The 26,451-nt window shown below is 58.7% G+C and carries 24 protein-coding genes; 16 read left to right on the forward strand and 8 right to left on the reverse strand.

Features of this window, described 5'->3' with window-relative positions:
• Position 1: 1 nt before the first annotated feature.
• Positions 2-754: an amino acid ABC transporter ATP-binding protein gene (locus tag GXM19_RS00585; protein WP_006234381.1), complete on the forward strand. Its 753-nt coding sequence runs from the start codon at positions 2-4 to the stop codon at positions 752-754.
• Positions 755-871: 117 nt separating this feature from the next.
• On the opposite strand, the gene GXM19_RS00590 is transcribed toward GXM19_RS00585, so the two are convergent.
• On the reverse strand, positions 872-1,291 hold the full coding sequence (locus GXM19_RS00590) for a flavodoxin (RefSeq protein WP_006234379.1): 420 nt from the start codon (positions 1,289-1,291) through the stop codon (positions 872-874).
• Positions 1,292-1,337: 46 nt separating this feature from the next.
• Complete coding sequence (locus tag GXM19_RS00595) at positions 1,338-2,042, reverse strand: DUF3793 family protein (RefSeq protein ID WP_006234378.1); 705 nt, start codon at positions 2,040-2,042, stop codon at positions 1,338-1,340.
• Between the two features lie 173 nt (positions 2,043-2,215).
• On the opposite strand from GXM19_RS00595, the gene GXM19_RS00600 reads away from it, so the two are divergent.
• Positions 2,216-2,599 (forward strand): heavy-metal-associated domain-containing protein, encoded by a 384-nt coding sequence (locus tag GXM19_RS00600; protein WP_006234377.1) that lies wholly within the window; start codon positions 2,216-2,218, stop codon positions 2,597-2,599.
• A gap of 272 nt (positions 2,600-2,871) precedes the next feature.
• The gene (locus tag GXM19_RS10970) at positions 2,872-5,424 is read left to right on the forward strand and encodes a hypothetical protein (RefSeq protein WP_006234376.1); all 2,553 of its coding nucleotides are present in this window, start codon (positions 2,872-2,874) and stop codon (positions 5,422-5,424) included.
• On the opposite strand, the gene GXM19_RS00610 is transcribed toward GXM19_RS10970, so the two are convergent.
• Entirely contained in the window at positions 5,421-5,846 is a 426-nt protein-coding gene (locus tag GXM19_RS00610) for a hypothetical protein (protein WP_227790077.1), read from the reverse strand. The two genes, GXM19_RS10970 and GXM19_RS00610, sit on opposite strands and share 4 nt — an antisense overlap.
• Positions 5,839-7,365: a Y-family DNA polymerase gene (locus GXM19_RS00615; protein ID WP_370510495.1), complete on the reverse strand. Its 1,527-nt coding sequence runs from the start codon at positions 7,363-7,365 to the stop codon at positions 5,839-5,841. Before GXM19_RS00615 ends, GXM19_RS00610 begins: the two co-directional genes overlap by 8 nt.
• A 216-nt stretch (positions 7,366-7,581) precedes the next feature.
• Between GXM19_RS00615 and GXM19_RS00620 the strand changes: the two genes are divergently transcribed.
• Together GXM19_RS00620 and pgi are read left to right on the forward strand one after the other, a co-directional pair.
• Positions 7,582-8,106 carry an iron-containing alcohol dehydrogenase gene (locus GXM19_RS00620; RefSeq protein ID WP_239057664.1) on the forward strand — a complete coding sequence of 175 codons (525 nt, stop codon included), beginning with the start codon at positions 7,582-7,584 and terminating at the stop codon, positions 8,104-8,106.
• 199 nt (positions 8,107-8,305) lie between these two features.
• Entirely contained in the window at positions 8,306-10,000 is a 1,695-nt protein-coding gene (gene pgi, locus GXM19_RS00625) for a glucose-6-phosphate isomerase (protein WP_006234371.1), read from the forward strand.
• 139 nt (positions 10,001-10,139) lie between these two features.
• Here pgi and GXM19_RS00630 read toward each other — a convergent pair whose 3' ends face one another.
• The 4 genes from GXM19_RS00630 to GXM19_RS00645 all read right to left on the reverse strand — a co-directional run bounded on the left by GXM19_RS00630 (position 10,140) and on the right by GXM19_RS00645 (position 14,866).
• Positions 10,140-11,444, reverse strand: coding sequence for a VirD4-like conjugal transfer protein, CD1115 family (locus GXM19_RS00630; RefSeq protein WP_006234370.1), 1,305 nt, complete (start codon positions 11,442-11,444; stop codon positions 10,140-10,142).
• Positions 11,437-12,054 (reverse strand): ATP-dependent Clp protease proteolytic subunit, encoded by a 618-nt coding sequence (locus GXM19_RS00635; RefSeq protein ID WP_006234369.1) that lies wholly within the window; start codon positions 12,052-12,054, stop codon positions 11,437-11,439. The genes GXM19_RS00630 and GXM19_RS00635 overlap by 8 nt, the downstream gene beginning before the upstream one ends.
• Before the next feature lie 63 nt (positions 12,055-12,117).
• Positions 12,118-13,164 carry a hypothetical protein gene (locus GXM19_RS00640; RefSeq protein WP_006234368.1) on the reverse strand — a complete coding sequence of 349 codons (1,047 nt, stop codon included), beginning with the start codon at positions 13,162-13,164 and terminating at the stop codon, positions 12,118-12,120.
• Between the two features lie 544 nt (positions 13,165-13,708).
• The gene (locus tag GXM19_RS00645) at positions 13,709-14,866 is read right to left on the reverse strand and encodes an IS110 family RNA-guided transposase (RefSeq protein ID WP_225093533.1); all 1,158 of its coding nucleotides are present in this window, start codon (positions 14,864-14,866) and stop codon (positions 13,709-13,711) included.
• A 455-nt stretch (positions 14,867-15,321) separates the two neighbouring features.
• Here GXM19_RS00645 and deoC point away from each other — a divergent pair, with 455 nt between their 5' ends.
• The 11 genes from deoC to GXM19_RS00700 all read left to right on the forward strand — a co-directional run bounded on the left by deoC (position 15,322) and on the right by GXM19_RS00700 (position 26,451).
• Positions 15,322-15,996, forward strand: a complete 675-nt coding sequence (deoC, locus tag GXM19_RS00650) for a deoxyribose-phosphate aldolase (protein ID WP_006234367.1) — start codon at positions 15,322-15,324, stop codon at positions 15,994-15,996.
• Positions 15,997-16,145: 149 nt separating this feature from the next.
• The gene (locus tag GXM19_RS00655; RefSeq protein ID WP_040358373.1) at positions 16,146-16,988 is read left to right on the forward strand and encodes a Cof-type HAD-IIB family hydrolase; all 843 of its coding nucleotides are present in this window, start codon (positions 16,146-16,148) and stop codon (positions 16,986-16,988) included.
• A 63-nt stretch (positions 16,989-17,051) separates the two neighbouring features.
• A complete protein-coding gene (locus tag GXM19_RS00660) occupies positions 17,052-17,711 on the forward strand; it encodes an HAD family hydrolase (protein ID WP_040358370.1) in 660 nt (219 codons plus the stop codon).
• A 150-nt stretch (positions 17,712-17,861) separates the two neighbouring features.
• On the forward strand, positions 17,862-18,605 hold the full coding sequence (locus tag GXM19_RS00665; protein WP_006234364.1) for a GntR family transcriptional regulator: 744 nt from the start codon (positions 17,862-17,864) through the stop codon (positions 18,603-18,605).
• A 218-nt stretch (positions 18,606-18,823) separates the two neighbouring features.
• A complete protein-coding gene (locus tag GXM19_RS00670; protein WP_006234363.1) occupies positions 18,824-20,287 on the forward strand; it encodes a YfcC family protein in 1,464 nt (487 codons plus the stop codon).
• 9 nt (positions 20,288-20,296) lie between these two features.
• A complete protein-coding gene (locus GXM19_RS00675; RefSeq protein ID WP_006234362.1) occupies positions 20,297-21,880 on the forward strand; it encodes an amidohydrolase in 1,584 nt (527 codons plus the stop codon).
• A gap of 1 nt (position 21,881) precedes the next feature.
• Entirely contained in the window at positions 21,882-22,733 is an 852-nt protein-coding gene (locus GXM19_RS00680) for a sugar phosphate isomerase/epimerase family protein (protein ID WP_006234361.1), read from the forward strand.
• Positions 22,734-22,794: 61 nt separating this feature from the next.
• Positions 22,795-23,763 carry an SIS domain-containing protein gene (locus GXM19_RS00685; RefSeq protein WP_006234360.1) on the forward strand — a complete coding sequence of 323 codons (969 nt, stop codon included), beginning with the start codon at positions 22,795-22,797 and terminating at the stop codon, positions 23,761-23,763.
• A 14-nt stretch (positions 23,764-23,777) separates the two neighbouring features.
• Positions 23,778-24,641 (forward strand): PfkB family carbohydrate kinase, encoded by an 864-nt coding sequence (locus GXM19_RS00690; protein WP_006234359.1) that lies wholly within the window; start codon positions 23,778-23,780, stop codon positions 24,639-24,641.
• Between the two features lie 121 nt (positions 24,642-24,762).
• Positions 24,763-25,563, forward strand: a complete 801-nt coding sequence (gene frlD / locus GXM19_RS00695) for a fructoselysine 6-kinase (RefSeq protein WP_006234358.1) — start codon at positions 24,763-24,765, stop codon at positions 25,561-25,563.
• Between the two features lie 27 nt (positions 25,564-25,590).
• Positions 25,591-26,451: an amidohydrolase family protein gene (locus GXM19_RS00700; RefSeq protein ID WP_040358369.1), complete on the forward strand. Its 861-nt coding sequence runs from the start codon at positions 25,591-25,593 to the stop codon at positions 26,449-26,451.

The raw sequence follows: 26,451 nt of genomic DNA on the forward strand, positions 1-26,451 counted from the left end.
CATGAGCGAAACCAATAACTCGAACGAGGTCGTCGTCAGCATCAAGAACCTCCAGAAGGCCTTTGGGGACAACGTGGTCCTGCGCGATATCGATCTGGATGTGCACAAGGGTGAGGTCGTTGTGGTCTTGGGCCCCTCAGGCTCGGGCAAGTCGACGATGCTTCGCTGCATCAATCGCCTGGAGCATCCCACGAGCGGCTCGATTGTCGTCGAGGGCGTGGATGTGTGTGCCAAGGGCGTCGACCTCAACAAAGTGCGCACGCACCTGGGCATGGTGTTTCAGCAGTTCAACCTGTTCCCGCACCTGTCGGTCAAAAAGAACGTCATGCTTGCGCAGCAAAAGGTGCTCAAGCGCAGCAAGGAAGAGGCCGAGAAGATCGCCGTCGAGGAGCTGACCAAGGTCGGCCTGGCCGAGCGCATCGACTTTATGCCGAGCCAGCTCTCGGGCGGCCAGCAGCAGCGCGTGGCCATCGCCCGCGCCCTGTCGATGAACCCGCACGTGATGCTCTTTGACGAGGCCACGTCGGCGCTCGACCCTGAGCTCGTGCGCGACGTTCTGGGCGTCATGCGCGACCTGGCGCACGACGGTATGACCATGATCGTCGTGACGCACGAGATGGGCTTTGCCCGCGATGTCGCCGACCGCGTCGTCTTTATGGACGGCGGCGTCATTGTGGAAGAGGGTACGCCGAGCGAGGTCTTCGACCACCCCAAGAGCGAGCGCACCAAGGCGTTCTTGGGCAATATCTCGTAGCCGCTTTATATGACTGACATAGCAGAAAACGGGAGCCGGATGTGATCCGGCTCCCGTTTTTGTTGGGACGCGAATGTGTTTTGTTGCAATGCGCGTTGCGGGCGGAGCTCATTGCCGCTAGGCGAGCTCGGCTCCAAGGGCGCGGCAGGCCGCTTCGCTCTCATCATCGGGGGCGTCGTAGCAGATGACGGAATCGACGACGTTGACGCCCTCCTCGTCGGCGTCCGCCTTCCAGTTGTCCATCCATTCGCCCTCGGCCCACGAATAAGAGCCAAAGAGGACGACCTTCTTGTCGCCGAGGGTCTCCTTGACCTCATCCCACATGGGCTGGAACTCATCATATTCAAGCTCCTCGGAACCCATGGCGGGGCAGCCGAAGGCGATAGCGTCATAGCCAGCGGCCTTGTCTGCGGAGAAGTCGGCGCAGGAGATGACCTCTGCCTCGGCGCCGGCATCGGTTGCACCTTCGGCAACGAGGTTTGCCATGGCCTCGGTGTTGCCCGTGCCGCTCCAGTAGACGACGGCGATCTTGCTCATGTTGAGTCCTTTCAGTTGTGCGGCAGGTTGCCACGGCTTCTATGTTCTATCGGGTTGCCTGGGCAAGTTGCGCCAAGCTGTAGCCCTGCTGATAGACAAAGGTGAAGTATTGGGTGCAGGCGCGGTAGGCATCAAACGTCGCAAGTGCCTGCTCGACATTTGCGTAGACCTTCCAGGCCCCAAAGACCTTATAGTTCTCGCCGCGCTGGACGATAAACTCGTGCACGTCGTCGTAGGGATATCCTAGGAAGTAGCCTATTTCGTGCGGAAACTCGCAGGTGCAGTCGTTGCTGCAGCTAGCTTGCTGGGGTAGTGCGCATCGAGTCTGGCTACAGGCGCATTCCGCGACGTTATTACTCGCGAGCGTGATGCGTGATGCCAAATGCACAAGGCATGTCGAAAGGTCTCTCGTGTCGTAGCCTTCCGAGGCGAGCGCCGTTTTGGCGCAAGGGTCCGCGAAATAGGTGGTGAGGCTTTTGGCTCGGTACACGTACACGAGCGCTCCGCAGGGCCGCCAGACCAAAACACTCAGGTGGATGCCAAGCGGGTCAAGCTCGCGGTTGCACTGGGCGATAACGTTGAGCAGGCGTGCTCGGCGTTCTGCGATGGTTTCTGTTGCGGTCGAGCCGTCCCCGTGGGCGTAGGTGCCTGGATAGGTAAAGAGCGATGCCGGCTTGATGCCCGCGAGCGTGGGGGAGCAGTTGCGCACGACTGCTGCCTGAAACGTTGGGATGTCTATGGTTCGAGTCACGTCGCTCCTTACGGATCTAAACTGTTAGCCTAGGAAAACTTATACACGAAAGTAAGCCATGGTCAACAAAAAAGTTTGAAGAGGAAAACTAATTGACCGAACGGACATGATTTTGGGTTAAGATGGGGACACCCCATGGGGGTATCTAGATAGTGCTACTGAAAGGGGAACGCATGAGTGACTTGCTCAACCCTGCGAATCTCATCGTGCTGACCGTCATTGCCGTCGGCATGTTTTTTGGACTGCGTCGCATTGCCGCTTCGACACACGGGAAGAGTTGCTGCAGCGATGGTGCGAGCGGCAAGAAGGCCAAAAAGGTTGTGGTGGCAGACACCGACGAGTCCCACTACCCCTATCGTGAGGAACTCCTTATCGGCGGCATGAGTTGCGACGGCTGCGCCCGGAATGTGACGAATGCCCTCAATGCGCTTGATGGCGTGTGGGCTACGGTAACGTACGCGGACCACACGGCACGCGTGCGCTCGAAGCGCCCGGTTGATCGCGACACACTCGAGACGGCAGTGAGGGGTGCGGGCTATTACGTTATGAAAATGTAGGCGTTGCCCTCTCCGGTGGGTACCAGCCTCCTGCCCATTGTGACTATCGGCATCCAAAAATTTGCGCAAAAATAACCTTTAGATGCGGCAAAAGTGGAGTTTGGTGACGGTTTGCGCGGAATTCGCTACCAATCGAGCATCTATGAACCCGTCCAAAAAATTACAGGTGTATATTTATACACTGATTATTGCTGTGCTCAGATTGCAATTAACCGTGGACAGAAATGAAGAATGCTAAAACTGGGCTTTAGGACAGGGGAGGCTATAACCTTATGAGACGAGTGGGAACACTTGGCTTGGTGGCAGCGCTTGCCGCTATCTTGGTATCGCCGCTGCCGGCGCACGCCGAAGACGCATCGGGTGCCGTTACCTACAATGCGGGAAATGGGTATTCCTTTGAGAAGCTCTCGCATCCTACGGTAGGAACGTCGCAGCCGGATGGCATCGTCGACTACCAGGGTAACGGTGCCGTTGCCGTTCCGGGCGCCGATGGTAATACGGCCAACAACGAAGGCGATCGCGGCCAGAGCTACACTTGGGCGGCTGCGAGCTATGGTGACTGGCTTTATGTGGGCACCTGCTATGCGGCGATGGGCAACACGCTGACGCTCATGAACAGCACGCTGGGCGATTCCTTTGATGTCGAAACCATGCGCCTGACGCTGGAGGCCATGTTTAACGGTACCTTCTTCTATGGACAGCAGAAGGAGGACGGCACGGCCGACAAGGACAGCGGCGGCATCTTGGTCAAGATCAATACCAAGACCGGTGAGACCAAGCTGCTACTCTCTGAATCGCTCAACGGCGTCGCTCCTTTGTTCCGCAATGCCGTGAGCTATAAGGGTAAGCTCTATTTCTGCGGCAGCGTCAGGACCAATGACGGCAAAGGCGGCCTGCCTGCTGTATACGAGATCGATCCTAAGACGGATGAGTACAAAGTTGTCTATCAGGGCCTTTCGAGCATGCAGGATTACGGTGCTGCCTACAAGCAGGGCATTTCTACCGGTATCCGCGGCATGTGCGTCCATGATGGCCAGCTCGTCATCAGTAATGTGGGTAAAGACGCGAACGGTAATTTTGTGTCGACAATCCTGACGTCGTCTGACCCCTCGAAGGCCCAGGACAGCTTCACCGAGATTGCCAACTCGGAGACGCTGTTTGGCTATCCGGCGATTCGCTATCAGGACAGCATCTACGGCGGCGCCATTTGGGATATGGTCTCGTACAATGGCCATCTCTATGCGACCATCTGCACCGGTACGCCCGAGAACGCTCCCGATGATAATTCCATGCAGTCGTTTGCCATGGTCCGTGGCGACAAGAATGCCGACGGCAGCTATTCGTGGACTCCCATTGTCGGCGATCAGAAGACGGACGGTGCAAAGTACTGCTTTGGCATCGATCCTGCCCGTACCCGTTCTGGCGCTGCCAACCTCATCGTCTACAACGACTACCTCTATATCGGTGAATACAACGACGAGGAGATTGCCCTCGAGCGCATCCTGTTCAACAAATCCAACACCGAAGAGGGCGGCAAGGGCAGCATGGGTGGCGTTGACTGCTCGTTTGTGAATGCCAATCTTGAGCAGTCGGTTAACATCTATCGCATGGACAAGGACGAGAACATGGAGCTCGTCGTTGGCGATCGCACCGACATGTTCCCCGAGGGCGGTATTTCCGGCCTGACTTCGGGCTTTGGCCGAAACGAGAACCAGTACATTTGGCGCATGCAGAAGTTCGACGGCAAGCTGTATATCGGTACCTTTGATACCGCGAGCCTGCTTGAGCCGATCGGCCAGTTCTCCAATGGCGACATTATCGATATGACGCCCGAGGAGTGGGACTCTCAGGTTCAGCGCCTTAGGGACCTGCTCGATCACCTGCTCGACAAGAAATCGCCTGACGACCCCATCGTTCCCGTGAACACGCTTGCGGACGATGATTCAAACGAGGCCGTCGAGGTCGATGATTCGAACGAAGCTGCTGAGGTTGATGATTCAAACAAGGCCGTCGATGTCGATGACGAGAAGACCGAGGTTGCTAAGGGCTTTGGCGATCTGAGCGATGCGCTGGAGGATGCCGCGGGCGGTCTTTGCGATCAGGCCGCGACGATGTCCCAGGACTTTGAGGACGACGCCGCTTATGTCCAGAAGATCGATGGCGAGATCGCGTACTTCAAGTCCTTTGCCGACCAGTATCAGGACATGCTCGATAGCTATGAGAGCCTTAAGCAGCAGTACGAGGATGCCTATGGCACCGAGCTGCCGAGCGATATTCAGGATGCGCTCGATAAGCTGCTGAGCGAGGAGAACCTCAAGAAGTTGCAGAGTGTCCTTACGTGCATGTGTTACCTGCGCGATGCCGAGCGCGGCTTTGATATGTATGTGACCGAGGACGGCGTGAACTTTACGACGCTGACGACCAATGGCTTTAACGATCCGTATAACCATGGTCTGCGCACCTTTGCGGTGACCAACCAGGGTCTGTGCCTTGGTACCGCCAACCCGTTCTATGGTTGCCAGGTCTGGATCCAGCGCAAGGAGAATTCGGAGAATCCGGTTGATCCCGGTACTCCGGATCCGACGGAACCCACCGATCCTTCGCAGCCGGGTGGCGGCGATCAGCCTGGCGGCAGCCAGACGGGTGGCAACGACCAGTCGAGCAGCACCACGACCACCGTCACGACGACCGCTAAGAAGACTCCGAAGGACGGCTCGCTGCCTCGCGCTGGCGACTCGACCCTCACGCTGGTCTTGGGATTGCTGGTTGCAGCTGCCGCAGTGCTTGGCATTGCTCTCGTCTTGCGCAAGCGTTCTCGTCGCTAGGCTCGTCCGCGTAGCTCAATGTCCTGGATATCGTCGAAGTTGATGGCGATATCCCTGAGTTTGAGCAGCTTGAATGCGGGTAACGCTTCGTCGAGAATGCCCGTGCGGCTACGATAGCCGTACGTATCGTAATAGGTGACGCGCACCAAGTCGCCGCGTTTGAGGCCCTCGAGCTTTTGCGAAAGCTCGAGGGCTTTTTCTTCCGTGAGCTCACGTTTTTGCTCGACGGTGATTTCCTGCTTGCGCACGAGTTCGTAGTATCCCGTGAGGGCGGCAAAGGGCATAAACTGTGCGGCGCGGTTGGCGCGCACGGCACCGTTGGCAGTGAGGTTGGGGTCGGCTGCGCGGCGTCTGCCCTCGGGGTCCGCCAGGCGCTCGAAGGCGGTCGGCGGGCGCATGGGCTGTTGTTTGGGTTTAGGCACGGTGTCCTCCAACTTGATCGTTGCGCTCGCGCGCGGTGGCGCCGGCGGTAAAGCTTAATCCCTTGACGAGCGCGTTCTTGCCGTACTTGCCTTTCACGGCCAGGACGGCGCGCGCCAGGTCGCGCTCGCGCTCATCGGCCTCGATATCGCTGAACAGATCGATGGTGGCAAATTCCTCGGGCACAAGATTGCTAAAGCCCAGGTTGATGCGCTTGACCGGTCGTTTGGGATCGACAGTCTGCGCCCAGAGCTCATCGAAATAGCCCATGATCTTCTTGAACGAATTGGTACGCTCGGGCAGCTTTCGCGAGGCGTTGGAGTGCGCAAAGAGTGCGGCATAGCCACCACGCGGTTTGCCGCCATGCTCTCCCACAAAGATGCCATCGATTGCTTGCGCTTCGCGCACTAGGCGACGCCTTTCGTCATCGCGTTGGACGGGTTTGGGCGCACGGGGTGCGAGCTCGGGGCCGGCGGTTGCGGCGGGCTCGACGCTCGACGTGCTCGAGCGCAGGTGCCCGCATCCGTCCACATATTGCGCTGTACCGCTGGCGTCGAGGCGGCGTATGTCGGCACGCTCGCTCGCATAACCCACAAAGAGCGAGATGCTGTCGCAGACCACGTGCTTATCGACTAAGTCCAACACGGCGTTGTCGACCATCTCGCGTAAGACGGTGTAGGCTTGCTCGTAGGCATAGCCCTTCGAGAGCACCTGTCCTGTGGTGGTTGAGGTTGCCTGCGGGCGATAGGCTTGGATATCGGCGATGGTCGTTGGCTCGCGCCCGAAGGCGTGGTCGATGAGATATTCGGCGTTGACGCCGAGCTCGTCGTAGAGCAGGTTTTCGTCGAGTGCGGCGACGCCCATCAGGTCGTAGACGCCGTATTTCTCGAGACGGGCCGCCACGCCGGGGCCGATGCCCCAGATGTCGGTGATGGGGCGGTGGGGCCAGATTTCTTTGCGAAAGGTTTCGTCGTCGAGTACGCCAATGCGGCTGGCTACGTGCTTGGCGGTGACGTCGAGTGCTACCTTGGCCTGGAATAGGTTGGGGCCGATGCCGACCGTCGCCGTGATGCCGGTGCGCGCCAAGACCTCGTCGCGCAGCGTGCAGGCGAGCCCTTCCGCATCTGTGTGATAGAGGTCCAGATAGGGCGTCACGTCGATAAAGCACTCATCGATGGAGTAGACGTGCACGTCCTGGGGGCTGACGTATTCCAGATAGATGCCGTAGATTTGCGCCGACACTTCCATGTAGTGCTGCATGCGCGGTACGGCTTTGATGTAGTCGATGCCGTCGGGAATCTCAAACAGACGGCAGCGATTGTGAATCCCTAAGTCCTTCATGGCCTGTGTGATGGCGAGGCAGATGGTCGTGCGCCCGCGCGATTCGTCGGCAACGACCAGGTTGGTGGTGAGCGGGTTGAGCCCGCGGTCGACGCACTCGACGCTGGCATAAAACGTCTTGAGGTCGATGCAGATATAGGTGTGACGCTCGTGCCCCACGCGTCCTCCCATCAAACACATGTTCTTATCGAATATCTGTTCGATAATACCCGCTCGTCCGGACATCGTCAAAACCTGTCAAAAAGGGACTGGTTTGTTTTGGTAGGTATGGTCGTGCGGTTGGATCGGGTTTTTTAACGCAGCTCTAAAGAGTGCGAAACAGCTCGGAAAACCTTGCTTCGTAGCATGAGCCTAACGATTGATACCGCCTATGCGCACGGAAGGGTTGTGGGAAAGATGGTCAATTACGGGTTTGGTATGCCGACGCGCCTTGTTGCGGATGGAGACGTGGCTCGCTGGTGCGGACGATTGGTCGCTCACTACGGTGGCACCAAGGCGCTGGTCGTGTTGGGCGGTGACAAGCATACGCGCGATGAGCTTGTCTCGGCGGCACTTGGCTCGCTTGATCGAGCCCTACTCGAGCGCGTACTTTTCCGCTGCGGCTCGGTTGGGGGCGACGGGGGAGACGAACTGATCGACGAAGCCGTGGCCCTGGCGACCGACGAAGGCGTGGACTTTGTCCTGGCGATTGGCGATGCCGATACTGCTGGCTTTGCGCGCGAGCTCGCGCGTCGCATGGCGGCGCTCGATGCCGGCGAAGACGGTTTTGTCCCTTATGGATGCATTCTCTCGGAGGGCAAGGCGCCTGCTGTCGTGGGCACCGGTGAGGTTCCCGTTTTTGCCATTATCGCGCCCGAACTGCTGGAGGGCATCGGGTCTCCTCTGCGTGAGTTGCTCGGTAGCATCTGCGCCGCGGCCTAATATTTGCCATAAAAGGACGGGTTATTTTTGGTTGGTAAAGCGTTTGACCTGCCAAAATAAGCCTGTCCCTTTTTAATCGGTTGCCGTTTGGGGGCCGATTGGCAACGCTCGCTGATTGTAGTCTTGACCTGCGCTAGAATAGTGGCATCTGAATGTCCGGGCGCATGGAGGCGTGCGCCCGTATGCTGAGGAGGACTCTATGGCAACTGTTGCCGCACCTATCGATGCTACGTCGACTGCCGCTTGGAAGGCGCTCGAGGCTCATCAGGAGAAGCTCGAGGCCGAAGGTATCGACCTCAAGGCCTGGTTCGCTGCTGACGCCGACCGCGTGAACAAGCTGAGCTTTGACGCCGGTGACCTGCACTTCGATCTGTCGAAGAACCTGGTGACCGATGAGACCGTCAAGCTGCTGTGCGATCTTGCCCGCGAGGTGAAGCTCGAGGAGCGCCGCGACGCCATGTTCTCTGGCGAGCACATCAACACTACCGAGGACCGCGCTGTCCTGCACACCGCGCTGCGCCGCCCGGCAAGCGAGAAGGGCCAGCTCATCGTCGACGGCCAGGACGTCGTCGCCGACGTGCACGAGGTCCTCGACCGCATGTATGCCTTCGCCGAGCGCGTGCGCTCCGGTGAGTGGAAGGGCGTTACCGGCAAGAAGATCGAGCATCTGGTGTCCATCGGCATCGGCGGCTCCGACCTGGGCCCGGTCATGGCCTACGAGGCTCTGCGTCCCTATGCCGACGCCGGTATCGACTGCCGCTACATCTCCAACATCGACCCCAACGACCAGGCCGAGAAGCTCAAGGGCCTGGATCCCGAGACCACGCTCGTAATCATCGTCTCCAAGACCTTCACCACGCTCGAGACCCTCACCAACGCCCGCGAGGTCAAGACCTGGATGCTCGAGCAGCTCAAGGCTCAGGGCGCCATCGACGGCTCCGATGAGCAGAACGCCGAGGCCGTGGCAAAGCACTTCGTCGCCGTTTCCACCGCACTCGAGAAGGTCGAGGCCTTCGGTATCGACCCCGCCAACGCCTTCGGTTTCTGGAACTGGGTTGGCGGCCGCTATTCCGTTGACTCCGCCGTGGGCCTGTCGCTGATCGTCGTGCTCGGCCCCGAGCGCTTCCAGCAGTTCCTCGAAGGCTTCCACGCCATCGACGAGTACTTCTGCAACACCCCGCTCGAGAACAACGCCGTCGCGCTGATGGGCCTGCTCAATGTCTGGTACGTCAACTTCTTCGGTTCCAAGAGCCACGCCGTGCTTCCGTACTGCCAGTATCTGCACCGCTTCCCGGCCTACCTGCAGCAGCTCACCATGGAGTCCAACGGCAAGCATGTCCGCTGGGACGGCAGCGCCGTGACCTCTGACACCGGTGAGATCTTCTGGGGCGAGCCCGGTACCAACGGCCAGCATGCCTTCTACCAGCTGCTGCACCAGGGCACCGTGGTGGTTCCGGCCGATTTCATCGCCTTCGCCAATACCGCCAACCCTGCGACCGACAGCGGCCAGGATGTCCACGAGCTGTTCCTGGGCAACTTCCTGGCCCAGACCAAGGCGCTCGCCTTTGGTAAGACGGCCGATGAGGTTCGTGCCGAGGGCACGCCCGAGCAGATCGTCCCGGCCCGTTGCTTTGAGGGCAATCGCCCGACGACCTCGATCTTCGGCGACACGCTGACCCCGTTCGCACTCGGCGAGCTCATCGCCCTGTACGAGCACATCACGTTTGTCGAGGGCACGGTCTGGGGCATCGACTCCTACGACCAGTGGGGCGTCGAGCTGGGCAAGCAGCTTGCCAAGCAGATTACCCCGGCCTTCCACGATGACGCCGCCAAGGCCGAACAGGACGCTTCGACCCAGGCGCTCATCGAGTTCTATCGCGCGCATCGCAAGTAGTTTTTACGGCCGAGTTGGCTTATGGCTGAAAGGGGCCCGTATCCGTTGGGATGCGGGCCCCTTTGCTTTGCCGTGGTCCCGGGGCGCACGGCCTTTGTGGAACATCGCCGGGGCGCCGCGCGCTGCGAGAACCCTGCGCCTAGATCTCGGCCTCCGCATGGTCTCGCTGCGCCTCGGGCAGCTCCCCGTAGAGCGGATGGTCTTCGAGCCTAAAGCGCTCGACCTGTTCGGGAGTGCGACCGCGCACAAAGAGCCACGAGCGATCGATCGGCGTCGCCATGAGCGTGCTGGGCAGCGCGTCGGCGCGGTCGGAAAACACCCGGGCACTCTCGGGATCCTGGAACGCCAGCACCAGATGCGTGTCGCAGTTGCCCATGATGGAGCGTGCGCGTGCCTCGCCATAGAGCGCATCGAGCTGGTTGGTCGACTGCAGCAGCAGCGTTGCCCAGATGTTGCGGCTTCGGATAATCGAGAGCACGTTGTCGATCTGGGGGATCTGCAGATTTGCGAAGTCATCGAGCATAAAGCGCACGGGCACGGGCAGGCTGCCGTCGGGCTGCCTATCGGCCTCACGAATGAGGCCCATAAACGCCTGCGAAATAAAGAGGCCGGTCAGCGGATCGAGATTGCGGTCAATATCGCTCACGGTTACAAATAGGGCGCAGGGGGTGTGTCCCATGGAAGCGAAGTCCACCTGATGGCACTCACGATAGAGCTGTGCCGCACCGTCGAATCCCAGACACATGACCTTTTCGGCAAGGATGCCGACGATGCTCGCGTGCATGCGCTCGGCATTTTGCGTAATGGCGTAGCGCCGCCATAGCGAGAGGGCATAGCTTTGGGGGTCGATCGTGATCAGGTCGTCAAACAATCGACCCGTGGCACCGTCCTGCAGGTGCTCGATCAGCTTGATGACCGAGCTGATCGTCTGCTCGTCGGCGGGTAGCTGTTCGGTGACGTAGGCGATAAGACACGACAGCAGGTTTGCCGCCGCATGATCCCAAAAAGGCTGGTTGTTGTCCTCGATGGGGCAGATGGCCTTTGCCACCGAGAGGATGTCCTGCTGGTTGGGCCTGCCGTCCGCCTTGCGGCGAATGTGCCTCAGGGGGTTGTAGCCGCAGCGCTCGATGCCGGGCGCAAGGGCCGGGACGGTGTTGAGGTCGGCGAAGTTGAGACATTGCACGCGGTAGCCGTGGGCTGCCAGCACGGGTCCCACTTCGCGACAGAGCGTGCCTTTGGTGTCGAGCACGATGTAGCTTGCGTTCATTTGCAGCAGGTTGGGCTTGAGGACGTTTCGGGTCTTGCCGGCTCCCGAGGGGCCGATCACAAGTGCGTTGTTGTTGAGTCCCGTTTGGCGGGTGTCGCAGGAAAGCGTTCGATCCTTGGCGAGGATGGTGGACGATGCGGACTCAGATGCGGCGAGGCGGCTGGCGAGGTTAGACATGGGCGACCTCCTTGGTGGTCGAGAGGATTTCGTGGGCAAAGCCGAGCTCGACGGCGCGCTCGGCCGAAAGGTAGGTGTCTTTTGCAGTGAGGGACTGGATGCGCTTGGGCGTGAGGCCGCTGCGGTCCGAGAGGATTTGCGTGAGGGTCTTGCGGGTCTGCATGAGACGCCGGCTGGTTTCCTGTAGCGCAAGTGCCGAGCCGCCTGCCCCCTGGGGGATCAGCGGGTCGTGAATCATGAGCTCTGCATGGGGCGCCATGCGGCAATCGTCGCCGCCCATAAAGATCACGGCACCCATGGACGCGGCGAATTCCAGACAAACGGTGCGGATGGGGCACGATGCGAGGCGCATGGCGTCATAGATCGCAAGACCCGATCGCACGCTTCCGCCGGCGCTGGCGACAAATATGGTGATGGGACGGCTGGGGTCGGTGGCATCGAGCAGGCGGATCTGCTGGCATAGGTCGTGAGCCATCGGGGTTTCGATGTTTCCCATGACGGAGAGCTCGCGACGGGCGAGCATCTCATCGTAAATGCTGGTGAGCGTGATACCTCGGGCGGATTCACGCATGGTGAGGGGGCTGATGATGGGGGAATGATTGGTGTCCATGAGGACTCCTTTCTGTTGGTGGTGTTGTGGAATAGAGTCGCTGCCCGCGGAGGGGCTGGCGGGCTACAGGGTTCGTCCGAGCCTGAGATCGAGCTCGGTTGTGGGGCAGGCTGCCTGTCCGTGCGGCTCGCAAGCGCCAAGGGCTCCAAAGCGATGGAGCGTTGCGACGGGCGTGGTGTAGGCGAGCCGCAGCTGATGCTCGATAGGGGCACATCCGTCATTTTTGTAATGAGCCGCGTAGTACTGCGCGATGCTGGCGTTCATCTCGCTGCCATTGCGATGGCGCTCAAACTGGCGTCTGCAGGTCTCGATGATCTTTGATACCGACTTGGGTGCCGTCGCGGGAACAAGGGCGAGATAGCCCTCAAATAGCTCGTTGATGTTCAGGAGGCACAGCAGGTCGATCAGCGTCCTTATGGCCGCTCCCTCGGCGGAAAAGTGCGCGGTCATGCGGTTATATCGGTTGCGGTCGACGATGGCCGCATGGGGTCTTGGAGTTTTCTGCCCCGTGGTCCCGGGCTTTTGCCGCGCCTGTGTATTGAGCTCGACGTTGCAGCGCTTGAGGCCGTCCAACGGAAGGAACAGTGCGGTGCGCAGGGTGTTCCGCTTGCTTTCGAGTTCATGACGCTCGTCGGGTTCCCATTCGAGCTTGAGTTTCGTGTCGAGCGCCGTAAGCATATGGGCTAGGCAGCCTACGGTAAGGACGCACGAATCGTTGTCGCGTTTTGGGGCATAGGGGTCTGTCAGCTTGCGAATGTCGGGGTCGCCCATGATCTTTGTGCAGCGCTTCAGCAGTTGAGGGTGGTCGGCCAAGATCGTCGCGAGCGGTAGCGACGCGTAGTTCTTGATGGTCGCGGCGGCAAAGGCGGCGTCATATTCGTTTGCATATGCTCGCTCAATTCGGGCATCCAGAATGCTTTTCTTACCGCCGTCTTCAGCGCGGTGGTTTGTCATAGCTTCTCCAATCGGTTGATGTTCGTGCTGTTTGTTGATGTGTTGGTTGTCGTGAGTGATGTGCTTGCCGTGGGTGATGTGCTGACGTTGGGGTGCTATGCGGTTTTCAATGAGCCCGTGAGGCAGTTGCTGCAGGGGTGGGATGGAACGGCCCATGCAAGGCGGAAGGCATCGTGCTCAAAATCGAGACAGCAATGCCCTGGGTGCCTCACATGTGGCAGTTACCTCATTAAGTTGTCATTGCGTTTGGGGTTGTACTTTGCCGATCTTCCTTCTCTTACACGCTAAAACTCAAACTTCATATGCTCGATCTACTTAAAACCGCAACGGCGGTCTTTTTTCAACTTATATGTCGGAACGCGTCTTTGCAAGTACTTTTTTGCCTTTGTTTCAAATGGGGTGGTTTTGCAACCGTCACGCGCCACGCTATGCAAGCGTGTCCCGGCTCGGATAAGATGGTGCGATCGAGTTCTACCGCGCTCACCGCAGTAGTCTTTGTTGCTGAGATAGGTCATGGCCGAAAGGGGCCCGTATCCCAACAGATACGGGCCCCTTGCTATTTAAATGGGCATGAGGGTGTATTGAGGGGGGTGTTCCTATAGTTTTGTCAACTGGGCAATGCTGTTTTCGAGATTGAATCGCGACATGCTAACGCCAGGCCTTTCGGCCGATGGGCTCCAATCTGTTCGGAGCGCTTCGACTAGGCGGCGTAGGGCACCCTGTCCCGCATGATCGCGTAGATGACCTTCAGCCTCTTTCGTGCCAGCGCCTTGAGCGCCTTGCCGTGCGGCATGCCCCGCTCTCGGCACCTAGCGTAGTAATCGCCCCATCTTCCCTCTGTCCGGGTAAGGCAGTTGCACGAGAATATGAGCAGGTTCTTCAGCCTCTTGTTGCCTTGGCGCGATGCCGTCACCGAGGAGATCGAGGTCCCCGACTGGCGGTTGCGCGGCGCCAGGCCGCAGTACGACGCGAGCCTGTCGTGGCTTGGGAAGTCTTCGATATCTATGGAGATCGCGAGCTCGGAAGCGGTTTTGGGGCCGATCCCCGGCACCGTCAGGAGGCATCGGTAGGTATCGTCGCCCTCGAGGAGGGCGGATATCTCCGCCGTGATCACATCGATCTCCGCCGAGTTCTCGGAGATCCTGCGCGCGAGCAGCCTCACCGCCCGGTCCTCGGCGGCGATGGCCGCCGCGTCCGGCCTTGTCGAGGAGGCCGTCGAGCGGACGAGGGCCTCGATCTTGCCGCGCGCCGCCCCGCGCGTGAGCGCCGCCGCCCTGCGGGGCCCGGCGTCGGCCACCGACCAGGCCCCGCCGAGGGATGCCATGAGCCTCAGCTGGGGACCGTCGGACAGGTCGACCAACGCCTCGAAGGCGGGGCACGATTCCAGCAGGATGCTGCGCAGCCGGTTCTTGCTCCTGGTGTTTTCGCAGGTCAGGAAGTTTCTCTGGGCGGCCAGCGCCCTCGCCGCCGCGACCGTCGGGCCCGGATCCCCGACCGGCAGGAGTGCGTCGGGGATGCCCAGCGCCGTCTTCGCGATGACCATTGCGTCCCGCTCGTCGGTCTTGGCGTCGCCGGCGAAGAGCCTGGCGGCCCCGTGTGCCGCGAGTCCCGGCAGGTACGCCGCCGACATCCCGGCCGCCTTGGCGCGGGCGAGCGCGAGGGCGCCTATGTTGCGCGACTGGTCGACGACCACGAGCGCGTCGGGGAAGCGGCCGAACAGCGAGTCCAGATCGCCCTCCCTGTTCGCGACGGGGGCGCTCAGCAGTATCTCGCCGTCCCGGGTCGCGACGCATGCCCAATGGGACAATTTCCCGACATCGAGCCCGATGACGGCTTCCGGCATTCTAGGTGGTGCCACGGTGTTATCCTCCAATCGGTAGGCCGATCGGAACCCCTCCCTGCGACACCCACATTACCTGGCCGTGGCGCTTGCGCCCGGCAGTTTCCTATCAGTCGTCCGGAGCGGCGAGCGCCCCCGGTGGCAACACCCCCCGGGCCCTCTACGGGGCAGGGGCAGACGGCCATCCGGAGGCGCCCGATCGGCGGCCCCTCGGGGCTTGCCCGTATCGTAGGCAATGCGCCGAATGCTCGCCATCGAAATTTATCGGTGGCCCACTTCAGACTGTAATGGGGATGTCTTGCTGTCGGCATCCGCCTGCGGTGCCATTCGCTGCCGTAAATTATACGTTTACGGCTAATTTCATACCACTTGTCGGAATGCGGACGCTGTCCTTGCATGCCGGGCGTACATTGAACGTGGTTTTTCGCGTGAAACCACGAATCGGTTGTCGGCCCTGAACAAGGAGGCCCAGCATGACGCTTGCCAAACCCATCAATAAATACATCGACTATATCGATGCCCCCGAGGACACGTTTGAGCACTATGTCGAGAAGGCGTTAAAGTACAACTTTCGCTGCGTATTTGCGAACCTGCAGGAGTACGAGACGGGCCGCGCCATGCTCGAGGGCTCTGACATCGTCCTTGCCGGCGCTATCGACTTTCCCCAGGGCACTATGACGCTTGAGGAGAAGCTTGCGAGGTTTGAGGAATACGCTGCGTGTGGCTTTACCGAGATTGACTACGTTTTGAATCAGGGGTCGATCGAGAACCGCGATTTTGATGCCATCGAGCGCGAGATGACTACCATTGCTGATTTTTGTCGCGCGCATGGCATCACTGACAAGGTAATCGTCGAGATGTGCAAGCTGGACGGCGACGACGCCGCCAAGCGCCGTGTATGCGAGATCGCGCTGGAGGCCAAGCCGGGATTCCTTAAGACGTCGACCGGCAGAAGCTTTGGCGGTGCTAAGCTCGAGGACGTGCGGCTGATGCACGAGGTGCTCGGCGATGCCGTGGCAATCAAGGCGGCGGGCGGTATCCATAATTACGAAGAGGCTTGCGCATTCATCGAGGCCGGCGCCAGCGCGTTAGGTGCATCGGCGGGCATCGCGATCGTCGAGGGCGCACCGACGGATGAGCGTCGCTAGCAGACGTATTTGACCTGAGCGATAAAGCTTCACGACCACACGCCGTTCATGTTCGGGACAATATGACATTTTTCCCGTTGCAAACGGAGTCGCGGTGGCTGTTCTGTATGATGACTCAGACAAGGTTATTCAATGACAGGGAGGCATATATGGCAATCAAAGCCATCGCGATGGATATTGACGGTACGCTCACCAACGACCAGAAAGTGATTAGCCCGCGTACGCGCGAGAAGCTGCTCGCGGCGCAGGAGTCGGGCATTAAGCTCATCTTGGCTTCGGGTCGTCCCGCATGGGGGCTGCACGCCTTGGCGCAGGAGCTCGACCTTCAAAACCATGATGGTCTGCTAGTCGCTTTCAATGGCGCGCATGTGGTCGACGCTCAGACCGATGAGGTTCTTTTTGACCAGGCCATGCCGGCTGACGAGCTGCACCGTCTGATTGATCATCTGCAAAACTATGATGTGATCCCCATGATCTCGCTCGGTCGCGACTTGCATGTCGAGGACTCGTACCACTGCATGATTACGCTGCCGGATGGCTCGCAGAAAAACATTGTCAAATACGAGCGCGATGCCTGCGACCTTAAGATCCGCGAGGTCGAGAGCTTGCATGAGGTCGTGGACACTTATCCCGTGGACAAGCTGCTGACGGCGGGCGATCCGGCCTACCTGCAGGCGCATTACGAGGAGATGTATGCGCCCTTTAAGCAGACGCTTTCGGGCATGTTTACGGCCGACTGGTACTTTGAGTACACGGCGCCCGGTATTGACAAGGCCCGCGCGCTCGAGGGTGCCCTGCCCAAGCTCGGCATCGATGCCAGCGAGGTCGTATCGTTTGGCGACGGCCAGAACGACAAGTCCATGATCGAGTGGGCTGGTACCGGTGTTGCCATGGGAAACGCCGTCGATGAGGTTAAGGCTGTGGCCCAGATGGTGACCGCCAATAACAACGAAGATGGTATTGCGGTGGCGCTGGATAAGCTGCTGGGTTAGAATCGCCGATAATGCATGGTTCGGGCGTCCGCTTGCGGGCGCCCTTTTGTTAGGGAGGGTGCCGTGTCCGCATTTCCGTTCGACGCCGTTATCTTTGACATGGACGGCGTCATTGTCGATACCGAGTATTACTACCTGGGCGAGACTGCCGCGTTTGCCAAGGAGCTTGGGCTTAACCTGACTCAAGAGGAGTTGAACGGGCAGGTTGGTACCTCGCATCAGTTCTTCCTGCGTATGCTGGTCGATTGGTTTGAGCGCGCCGGGAAGGGGCATTTAACTGGCGAGGAAGCGTTGATCCGTTGGGACGAGTGGGCGCATAAGCGTCCGCGCGACTATCAGGCTTTGATTAACCCAGGCGCCGTGGATACGATTCGAGAGCTGCCGCGCCGTGGCGTTCGCGTGGCGCTTGCCAGCTCGTCTCCCATGGATAGCATCGAGGAAGTGCTCAATGCGTGCGGGCTGTCGGATGCTTTTGAGTATGTGGTGAGCGGCGAGCAGTTTAAGGAGAGCAAGCCCGAGCCCGACATCTACCTGCATGCGCTGGACCTGCTGGGGCTGCCCGCGAATCGCTGCTGCTGCGTTGAGGATTCGGTGCCTGGCATCACTGCCGGCAAGCGAGCCGGCCTGACAGTTATTGCCAAGCGCGAGGAGCGCTTTGGCTTTAGCCAGGATGCCGCGGACAAGATTATCGACCAGCTGCCGGAGCTGCTCACGCTTTCTTAGGAGCGCGGTAGTTGCGCGTTTTTCGGGTCAGATGAGTAAATACCCGACATTTTGGTGCGGCAGCAAGCATACTTTATGCTAATGCGGGCTTAAGGGCTTGTTGAATGCCCTTAAGCCCGCTTTTGACTTAATTGGGCTGGGAGAGGGTATATGCCACCGACTGAAGGACTAACTGACGGTAAAGCAGCGATACCGCTGTACCAACAGGTTATCGATATCATTAAAAACGAAATCAATTCCGGTGCCTACAAGGCGGGCGCGCGGATACCCAACGAATTCGAATTGGCTGAGAACTATAAAGTTGGCCGCGTTACCGTGCGACGCGCTATTGAGGAGCTCGTCCAGCAGGGCTATCTAACGAAGCGGCAGGGGAAAGGCACGTTTGTCAATGCCCCCAAGCTTAAGCGCAAGATTCGCCAGAAGGATGACGTCCAGAGTTTTTCGGACGCATGCCGCGTTAACGGAATGGAGCCGGGGGCGTGCGTCATTTCGAGAAAGATACTGCCGGCAGATTCTACCGAAGCGCAGTTCTTTGGTGTTCCCGTTGGAACTGATTTGATTTGCGTTGAGCGTGTACGTACTGCCGATGGAGTCCCCGTCATGCTCGAGAACAACATATACGTTTACGAGGACAACGCCTATCTATCAACGGCACCTCTATCTAACCAATCCATTTTTGAGTTCGTGCGCAACCGAACGGGCCGCACGCCCGCGTTTACCGACCCGTGCACGCTCGAGATCGCGTGCGCGTCGCCCGAGGTCGCTCGGCTGTTGGCAGTTCCCGTTGGCGAACCCTTGTTTTATATGGAAGCCTTCTTTTTCGATGAGCAGCGGCGGCCGTTTATCATCGGTCGTCAGCGGATCGTTGGGTCTCGCTACGTTTTTGACATCTAGGACATTGCGAATGGAAACGCCCGGTGGATCATCTCACCGGGCGTTTCCATACCGTTCACGGCGCGAACACAACCGTTCAACCGCGTTGCGGCAACCAGTTTGAAATTATCTTGATGAAGGAAAAAGCTGCTGGTAATCTATGGGACGTCATAGAACGTTTGCCTTATGCAAACGTTGAAGCGAGATGCGATGCAGTCTCGAGTTCTTTGGAGGTATCTATGTCAGATACGAAGGCGAAGAAGACAAACAGACGTTTTAAGTTCAAATTACCGCATGTCTATACGATCATGTTCTTGCTGATCGTTGTCTTTGCGGTCCTGACTTGGATCGTTCCCTCTGGTCAGTATCAGCGCAAGACGATTTCGACAGCGGCGGGCGAGCGTGAAGTCGCCGTTGCTGGAACCTATGAACAGGTCGATAAGAACTACACCGATTCCGAGACCGGCGAGACCATCAATCTGGGCCAGGATATCTTCGCGGTTCTGCAAGCGCCCACCAAGGGTATCCAAGAGGCTGCCGACGTCGTTGCGTTCGTCTTATTGATTGGCGGATCGTTCGCGATCATCACCAAGACCAACGCTTTGAATGCCGGCATGAGCCGTGTGATTAAAAAGCTCAAGAACAAGGACATCCTCATCATTCCCATCACGATGACATTGCTGTCCATTTGCGGCACTACGTTTGGTATGTCTGAGGAAGCCCTGCCGTTCTATGCCATCTTCATTCCCATCATGATGGGTATCGGTTATGACTCGATGACGGCATTCATCATCTGCTTCCTTGGTCCTAACCTGGGATATTGTGCTTCGACCATCGACCCGTTTAATGTTTTGATCGCCCAAGGCATCATTGGCATCGAGGGTAATCCGCAACTGTGGCTGCGCGCCGTTTCTTGGGTCATCTTCACTGCCGTCGGTATCGCATGGGCCATGCGCTACGCCATGCGCGTCAAGAAAAACCCCGAGTCGTCCATTGTGTACGAGGACGATAAGCTCAAGCGTATTGAGTTTTCCGTGACCGATGCCTCCATCGAGGAAGAGTTCACTATCCGTCAGAAGCTCGTGCTTATCGATTTTGCTTGCGGTATGGGCATTATCGTCTGGGGTCTTGTTACCCAGGGCTGGTACATGAATGAGATTTCCGCCGTGTTCCTTGGCATGGGCTTGCTTGCCGGTATCCTGGGCGGCCTTGACCAGCAGACGATCGCAGAGGAGTTCGTTAAGGGTCTCGCCGACTTTGCGTACGCTGCCATCGTTATCGGTATCGCTCGCGGTATTCTGGTCATCGCCGAGGGCGGCATGATCATCGACACCATCCTCCAGGCGCTCGCTACCGCGCTTGCCGGTGCACCCGCCGCCGTCTACACCACGTTTATGTATATCGTCCTTGGCCTGCTCTCTTTGCTGGTTCCCTCGAGTTCTGGCCTGGCGGCGCTCACCATGCCCGTTATGGGCCCCCTGACCGAGCTCATGGGCCTCAATCCCGAGGCGGCCGTCACCGCGCTCCAGTTTGCCAACCAGACCATCAACACCATCAGCCCCGTGGCGGGCATGACGGTCGCTGGCCTTGCCGTGGCTAGGATTTCGTTTGGCCAATGGTGGAAGACCATTTGGAAGTTCTTCATTTTCATGGTCGTCTTTGGCCTGATCGTAACGGCAATCTCTGGCATGCTTCCGGTGTAGGTGGTTGTGATGTCTGATCGTTTGACGGTCCTGACGTCTAAGAGCGTCTTTACCGGTACGGGGGACCTGCCGTTTGAAGGTTTCGTAGCGGTCCGTGGCAATCGAATTGAGGCTGTTGGCACCAAGTGTGAGGTAGCTTCGTATTTGACCCAGGCGGACGAGGTAGTTGACCTGGGCGACCGCACCGTCATGCCTGGCCTGATCGACGTGCATACCTTCTATACAGGCTGGGCGCTGCGGACATTGGGGTCTGATCTGTCCGGCATCGCCGATGCCAAAGAGGCCGTGTCGCTCTTGCGCGCATGGAAAGAAGATCATCCGGATTGCGCGGCGGCTTTTGGCCACAACCTACCCGAAACGTTGGCATCGGATGCCGAGAACGCAAATACGGCAGCTGTGTTTGACGATTGTTTTGGCGATATCCCCGTCGTCTGCTTTACACCAGGAGCGGGGACCTGCGTTCTCAACGCTGCCGCCAGTGCGCGATACGGCTTTACACCCCAGGCGTGCTATGCCGAGAAGATCTGGCGCATGATGAGCGATTTCCTCGCGCTGCCCGAGGTGCGTGCCGGGTATTCGGACTACATGAGCATGCTTAACGAGCGCGGCGTTACCGCCATCAAGGAGATGGCGTTTGATGACTACTACGGCTTTGCCGACGAAATGGCTCGCCGTGAGGAATCTGGTGAGCTGACGGTTCGCGTCTCTATGATGTCGCAGCCGGTGGGTGCCGGTGCAAATCTGGCATATGCCCGCGAGGCGCGAGAGCGCTTCCGGGGACCGTTCGTTCGTTTTTCTGGCTTCAACCGTATGACCGATCGCGGCGTATGGGCGGGGCTTGCCGAGATGATAGACCCCTATGAGGACACGGCCGATGCGGGCGCTGCCGGCAAGACGGTCGTCGAGGAGCCAGAGTGGGATCTGATTGAGAACGAGCTGCGTGCAATTGATGCTGACGGCTTCCGATATTCCTTGCATTGCCAGGGCGATGGCGCCGTTCGTCGCACCGTGGCGCTCTATGCCTCGCTGCCTCGAGACGAGCATGGACGGATGCTTCGCCGCCATGCGATTACCGATCTCGAGAACTCTGACCCGACCGATCTTGTCGAGTTTGGCAAGTTAGGTGGAATTTGCGAGGTCTATCCGCAGATTCTGACGCTGGACCGGCGCGAGGATTGCCTGTCGATGATGCGTCGACAAATTGGCGAGACGCGACTTTTGCACAGCTGGAATCGCCGCGGCATGGAAGATTCCGGATGCACAGTGTGCTGCGGCACGGATCTGCCGCTGCTGATTCCGAGCCTGGGCGAGTCAATCTACAGCGCGTGCGGCGGATTCTTCGCCGACGGACTGCCCGTGAATGAGGTCAACACGCTGACGCTTGTCGAGCTCTTGCGCGCTTGGACTGCCGGGGGCGCGTACGACCTGATGCGCGAAGACGAGCTGGGTACGCTCGAGGTTGGCAAGCTTGCCGATATCTGCGTGCTCGATCGGGATGTGTTCGACCTCGATTATCGCGACGCACGCGATCTTGCGGTTGATATGACGATGTCGGACGGACAAATCGTGTTCGATCGAAATAAGGAGGCATAAGATGTCTGAATCCAAACCGACGCTGCGCCGCGAGCAGATTGCGGGCATGAATATCCACTACATCATGTGGTCGCTCGATTACTTCCTTGATGTGCAGCAGCGTTTGGGCTTTGAGTCCATTGAGCTGTGGTGTGCAGAGCCGCATGTGACGCTCGACCACACGGGCTACTTTGAGGCTGAGGTCCTGGCGAAAAAGGCTGCAGACCGTGGGCTTAGGTATCGTACTCTGTGCCCCGAGAACGTTGTCTATCCTTGGCAGTACTGCGCACGCAAACCGCTGCATGAACAGCGCAGCCTGGCGTACTTTAAGCACGGCATTGAGCTTGCCGAGGTACTTGGGTGCGACCGTATGTCCGTCAACTCGGGCTGGGGCGACTGGGACGAGGACCGCGAGGAAGCCTGGAAGCGCAGCCGCGAGCACTTGTCCATTCTGGCGGAGTATGCCGGCGAGCACGGTCTGGTGCTTACGATGGAAAGTCTGCGTCCCGAGGAGAGCAACCTTGTGACGACGGTTTCCGATGCGAAGCGCATGATTGACGAGGTCGCGAGCCCGTACTTACAGCCCATGGTTGATACAACCGCGATGGGCGTTGCAGGCGAGACGCTCGAGGACTGGTTTGCCGCCTTTGGTGATGGGGCAATTCACGAGATGCACTTTATCGACGGTGACCCGTATGGCCATCTGGTGTGGGGCGATGGCAAGCACGATATGGACGCCTTCGTCGCCACGCTCAACGCCCATGGTTTCGACGGCATGCTGGGCCAGGAAATCACGGACGGTCGTTACTACGATGATCCGGCGGCGGCAGATACCAAGAACATGGCCGCATTCGAGAAATATCTGATTGACTAAAACAACTATCGGCCACGCAGCCAACGTCATTGATTGCGGCCAAACAAGAAAGGAACTGGATATGAACGCACACGATCTGATCAAAGAGGCAATTGCCGAGAAGGGCAAGTTCGACAGCGTCTACTGGATTGCTTGCGGTGGCTCCATGATCGATTTGATCCCGGCCCATGAGCTTCTGCAGCGCGAGGCAACCACCTTCACTTCGTATATCTATACGGCTCGCGAGTTCGATATCATGCGTCCGCGTCGTCTGGGCGAGAAGTCCCTGGTCATCGCTTGTAGCCACAGTGGCAACACCCCTGAGGTCGTCGAGGGCTGCGAGATTGCCCTTGCTGCCGGCGCTACGGTGATCGCCCAGACCGACAACGCTGGATCTAAGATCGACTCCGGCAAGTGGACCACGTGGGTCTACCCGTGGGGCGAGGGCGTGCCGCAGGCCGAGGTCCCCGCTGGCATTTCGCTGTCGCTTGCGGCAGAGCTGCTCGATCAGCAGGAGGGTTACGTCGATCTTGCCGATATGTATGCCGGTATCGCCGAGATGGATAAGATTCTTCCCCCGGCACGCGAGAAGGTAAATGCCGAGCTGGGCGATCGCTTTGCCAAGCTTTGCCAGGAGCACGAGTTCTTCTATATTCTGGGCAGCGGTCCCAACTTTAGCCAGACCTACGGTTTCGCTATCTGCTCTCTTATGGAGATGCAGTGGCAGCACTGCAGCTACATCCACTCTGCCGAGTACTTCCATGGCCCCTTCGAGGCTACTCAGGATGGCGTTTTTTACTTCCTGCAGATGGGCTCCAGCGAGTGCCGTGCTATGGACGAGCGCGCCCTGGCGTTCCTTAAGACGCATACCGATACGCTGATGGTGCTCGATGCCAAGGAGTACGGTATGGAAGCCGTGCCGGCGAGCGTCCGTGCCTATCTGGACCCGGTGCTGTTCTACGCCATGAACTGCGAGCTGCGTGCTGCACGCGGCAAGGTGTTTGATCACGACCCCGATTTCCGTCGCTATATGGGTGTTGTCGAGTACTAGAAGGGACAAAGGCCATGGCATTTAACGTTAATGCGCTCGGATTTGGCGACAACGTCGTCGATCGCTACGAGCATATCCACACCATGTATCCCGGCGGCAATGCGGTGAACTTCGCCGTTTATGCCAAGAAATGCGGTGCCGCACGCTCCGCATACATGGGCATTTTTGGCAATGATGCCGCTGCCGAGCATGTCATTGCAAGCCTCGAGGATGAGGGTATCGAGCTTGACAAGTGCGAGCAGATGATTGGCGAGAACGGAGCGGCTCGCGTGACCGTCGTTGACGGTGACCGTGTCTTCCTTGGCTCCAACGAGGGCGGTATCCGTGGCGATGCGCGCTATGTCCTCGATCGCTTTGACCTTGCGTACATGAAGCAGTTCGATGTGGTTCATTCGGGCAACTATTGCTTCACCGAGCGCGAGCTGCCCAAGTTGAAGGCTGCGGGCGTCACGGTCTCTTTTGACTTTTCGGACGACTCCACCGACGAGTACTACGAGCAGATTGCGCCCTACGTCGATTTCGCTTTCTTTAGTGCGGCGGATGCCGCGAGTGAGGACGAGATTCGCGAACGTCTGGCATGGGTGAAGGGCCTGGGTCCGCGTTTTGTGTCGGCTACGGCGGGCGCCGAGGGCTGCATTGCTTACGACGGCGAGCGCTATTACCGCCAGCTGGCTAAACCGGTAACGGACATGAAGGATACCATGGGGGCGGGCGACTCGTTCCTCACCTCGTTTTTGATGTGCTATCTCGATTCCGCCAAGCGTGGTGAGGATGGCGCCGAGGCCATCGAACGCGCGCTCGACTTTGCTGCCGGGTTTGCCTCGACCGTGTGCGGTATGGAAGGTTCTTGGGGCCACGGAGCGCCAATCGTCGAATAGCTTAAGAAAGCGTACGGCGGTCTGGCTATGAGGCCTTGGACAGCCGATGCAAAACAATAAGCGAAACGCGAAAAGGGGGCTCGCCATGTGGTGGGTCCCCTTTTGAACATTGGAGAAGACCATGGGTATTAAAGCGTGCGCGGCTGGTTTTTGCTGTGCGGACGTCTATCAAAACATCGGCGTGTTCTATCCGACTGGTAATGGCATTGACTGGGGTATCCATCTTGCACGAATGGGCGTTTCGGTATCCGCCGTGTCGGTTGTCGGCAAGGACGAGTACGGAGACAAGATGAGAGAGGCGCTGGCCGCTGAGGGGCTCGATATCTCACATCTGCGGGTGGAGGATGGCGACACCTCGGTGATGCTCATGGCATTGAAAGACGGCGTCGATCGCGTGCATCTCGAGGCAATCGATGGCGTAATGGAGACATATCGACCGAATGAAGATGACCGGGCGTTTATCCTAGAGCATGACATCATTCATACCGACCTGTTTGGCAATTGTTTGGACCTCCTGCCCGAATGGCACGATGCGGGCAAGACGGTGGTTATGGACTTCTCGGTGTTCAGCCAGGATCCCGAATATGCATGTGAGAATCATTTTCCCTACGTTGACTACGCATTTATGTCGTTTGAAGAGGACACTCCGGAGCTACGAGACTGGGTACGCCACGTGCAGGAATTGGGACCGCGCGTTGCGGTTGCCACGCTTGGCGAGAAGGGAAGCATTGCCTATGACGGTGAGCGCTTCTATGAGTGCGGGATCGTACCGGCGGAGAAGGTCGTTAATACCGTGGGTGCCGGCGACTCGTATATTGCCGGGTTTACCAAGGGCGTGATCGATGGCCTTGATATTCCGGCGTGTATGAAGGCGGGCGCTGAGCTGTCGTCCCGAGTGATTGGTTCGTTTGAGCCGTACTAGGGTCAAATGCCTGGAAAGGAGTACGAAATGGTTATCGACATGTTGGTTCAGCCCATGCTCTACGGCGAGATCTGTACACCGGGTGATGAGCCTGATGGATTCGGTTTTTGGTCACGAGAATTTGGTATGGGGCATATGGGTCCCATGGATTGGGACGAGCTTCAAGTTGAGATGGACGTCTGCGATGTGCAGAAGAGCTTGCTCATGCCGCTCGATGTAACCACGGCATGCGGAGGGCATTTTGGCACCAATGACCAGATTGCCATGCTGGTTGCCGCGCATCCCGATCGTCTGTGGGGATTTGCGAGCGTAGATCCGCGGGTGAGCAGTGCCGCAGGCGAATTGGAGCGCGCCTTTACCGAGCTGGGGGCAAAGGGGCTTTGTCTGCATCCGGCAAAGCAGGGTTTTGACCCCGATGATGCTGTGGCTGAGCCGCTTTACGAGCTGTGCGAGCGCTATAACAAGCCGGTGGTTTTCCATGCCGGTATGTCTTGGGAGCCGGGCGCAGAGCTCTCGCGCAGTAACCCGCTTGCATTTGAGCACACAATCGCAACGCATCCAAATGTGCGTTTTAGTTTGACCCACTTTGGCTGGCCCTGGGTGCGCGAGACCGTGGCGATGCTGCTCAAGTATCCCAACTGCTACACGGACACCTCTATCACTTACATCGATTCGCCCGAGGAGATGATGCAGCGTCTTTTCACGGTCGATATGGGGCCGCTGTGGTATGAGCGCGCGCTATCGCATCAAGTGATGTTCGCCAGCAATACGCCGCGTTTCCGTGCGTTCAAACTCAAGCGGGCGCTCGATACCGTGTCCATGCGCGATGATGCGCGAGAAAGGCTCTACTGGGGTAATGCCCTGCGTTTTCTTGAAGGGGATGAGTGA

It is taken from the genome of Collinsella aerofaciens ATCC 25986 (assembly GCF_010509075.1).
Taxonomy (GTDB): Bacteria; Actinomycetota; Coriobacteriia; order Coriobacteriales; family Coriobacteriaceae; genus Collinsella; species Collinsella aerofaciens.